Origin of the sequence: Pseudomonas sp. BF-B-26 (assembly GCF_019956495.1) — a bacterium.
Classification (GTDB): domain Bacteria; phylum Pseudomonadota; class Gammaproteobacteria; order Pseudomonadales; family Pseudomonadaceae; genus Aquipseudomonas.
Map to the genome: position 1 here is coordinate 1 of NZ_JAHBDP010000041.1, position 2,081 is coordinate 2,081.

Annotated in this window: 2 protein-coding genes and 1 pseudogene; 1 reads left to right on the forward strand and 2 read right to left on the reverse strand. The window is 61.7% G+C overall.

All coding sequences use genetic code 11. From position 1 onward, the window contains the following. A pseudogene (locus tag KGB03_RS03150) lies at positions 1-119 on the reverse strand (two-component sensor histidine kinase); the annotation flags it as partial. Continuing rightward, positions 119-877, reverse strand: coding sequence for a response regulator (locus KGB03_RS03155; protein ID WP_033053235.1), 759 nt, complete (start codon positions 875-877; stop codon positions 119-121). The pseudogene KGB03_RS03150 and the gene KGB03_RS03155, both read right to left, overlap by 1 nt. 292 nt (positions 878-1,169) lie before the next feature. On the opposite strand from KGB03_RS03155, the gene pyrF reads away from it, so the two are divergent. Next, positions 1,170-1,868: an orotidine-5'-phosphate decarboxylase gene (gene pyrF, locus KGB03_RS03160; protein ID WP_161990885.1), complete on the forward strand. Its 699-nt coding sequence runs from the start codon at positions 1,170-1,172 to the stop codon at positions 1,866-1,868. Positions 1,869-2,081: the final 213 nt, after the last annotated feature.

Sequence of the window (2,081 nt, forward strand, 5' to 3'; positions counted from 1 at the left end):
GGGGGCGGCGGTGGGCCGTAATAGTGAAACCAGAAAAACGCCAACAAATGCGCCAGGATGATCGCCACCAGCAGCATGCCAAACAGGCGGCCGAAGAGCGTATCGAAGCGCGCACGCATCAGCCGATGTCTCTGGCGTCGAACAGATAACCCTCACCGCGAACGGTTTTGATCAGTTGCGGGGCTTTCGGGTCGTCACCGAGTTTTTGGCGCAGGCGCGAGACCAGCAAGTCGATGCTGCGATCAAAGGCTTCGATCGAGCGACCGCGGGCGGCATCCAGCAGTTGTTCGCGGCTGAGTACCCGGCGCGGACGTTCGATGAACACCCAGAGCAAACGGAACTCGGCGTTGGACAGCGGCACCACCAGGCCATCAGCGGCGATCAATTGGCGCAGCACGCTGTTCAGGCGCCAATTGTCGAAACGGATGTTGGCCCGTTGTTCGGTGCGATCGTCGCGTACCCGGCGCAGGATCGTCTGGATGCGCGCCACCAATTCCCGCGGTTCGAACGGCTTGGCCATGTAGTCGTCGGCGCCCAGTTCCAGGCCGATGATCCGGTCGGTGGGTTCGCAGCGGGCAGTGAGCATCAGGATCGGGATGTCCGATTCGGCGCGTAGCCAGCGGCACAGTGACAAACCGTCTTCGCCGGGCAGCATCAGGTCGAGCACCACCACGTCGAAATGCTCCGCTTGCAGCGCCAGGCGCATCGCGGCGCCATCGGTGACGCCGCTGGCGTGAATGTTGAACCGGGCCAGATAGTCGATCATCAGTTCGCGGATCGGGACGTCATCGTCGACGATCAGGGCGCGAATGCTCCAGCGTTTGTCGTCGCCGGGCGCTTTTTGATCGTCGTTCACAGGGGCGTGGAGGTTGTGCATGCGTGCGTTCATCTGCCAGGTAGGCTGCCAACCACAAAGATGGGCTGCGAGGTTGTGGTTTCAGCATAGGCGTCCGGCCCTGAGGCAGGAAGTGCTGTAGGACGTGTTGCGGCTGCCGAAGGTAACGTTGAAGGGTGTTGCAGGCGTGTCATGTGTGTATCTGACTCGACACAATGGGTGCAAGGGCTAGTCTTGCTTGAGCCGTCTCGACGAATTACCGATCATCGGGTCCCGCAGAGGCGCTGGTTCCGCTACAATGCGCGCCGATTTCGACCTGCCTGAGAGCCCACTCATGTCCGCCTGCCAGACTCCTATCATCGTCGCCCTGGATTTCCCCACCCGTGACGCCGCACTGAAGCTGGCCGATCAGTTGGACCCGAAGCTGTGCCGGGTCAAAGTCGGTAAAGAACTGTTCACCAGCTGCGCTTCGGAAATCGTTGGCACCCTGCGTGACAAGGGGTTCGAAGTGTTCCTGGACCTCAAGTTCCACGACATTCCGAACACCACCGCCATGGCCGTCAAGGCGGCTGCGGAGATGGGCGTGTGGATGGTCAATGTGCACTGCTCCGGTGGTTTGCGCATGATGGCCGCGTGCCGCGAAGTGCTTGACCAGCGCACCGGTCCGAAGCCACTGCTGATCGGCGTGACCGTGCTGACCAGCATGGAACGTGAAGACCTGGCGGGTATCGGTCTGGATATCGAGCCGCAGGAGCAAGTGTTGCGCCTGGCCGCGTTGGCGGAAAAAGCCGGGATGGACGGTCTGGTGTGCTCGGCCCTGGAAGCCCACGCGCTGAAATCGGCGCACCCGTCGCTGCAACTGGTCACTCCGGGGATTCGTCCAGCGGGCAGCGCCCAGGACGATCAGCGCCGCATTCTGACCCCGCGTCAGGCGCTGGATGCCGGTTCCGATTATCTGGTGATCGGCCGTCCGATCAGCCAGGCCGCGGATCCGGCGAAGGCTTTGGCCGCTGTAGTCGCCGAACTCGCTTAACCAAGCACTGAAGATCCCATGTGGGAGCGAGCCTGCTCGCGATGAGGGAGTTTCAGTCGACATCAATGTTGGCTGATCCACCGCTATCGCGAGCAGGCTCGCTTGTATGGTAGGACTTGAAGGGAGGAGGAGGGACAAGGCTCGATTCCGACTGTTGACGCAGTACAGACCGTGGGAGATTTCGCCCCTCCTCCTTTCACCCAAGCGCCGATA

What these genes read in the sequence shown, in the direction of transcription:
- KGB03_RS03155 (WP_033053235.1), bottom strand. Translation starts at nt 877, where the DNA reads ATGCACAACCTCCACGCCCCTGTGAACGACGATCAAAAAGCGCCCGGC.
- pyrF (WP_161990885.1), top strand. Translation starts at nt 1,170, where the DNA reads ATGTCCGCCTGCCAGACTCCTATCATCGTCGCCCTGGATTTCCCCACC.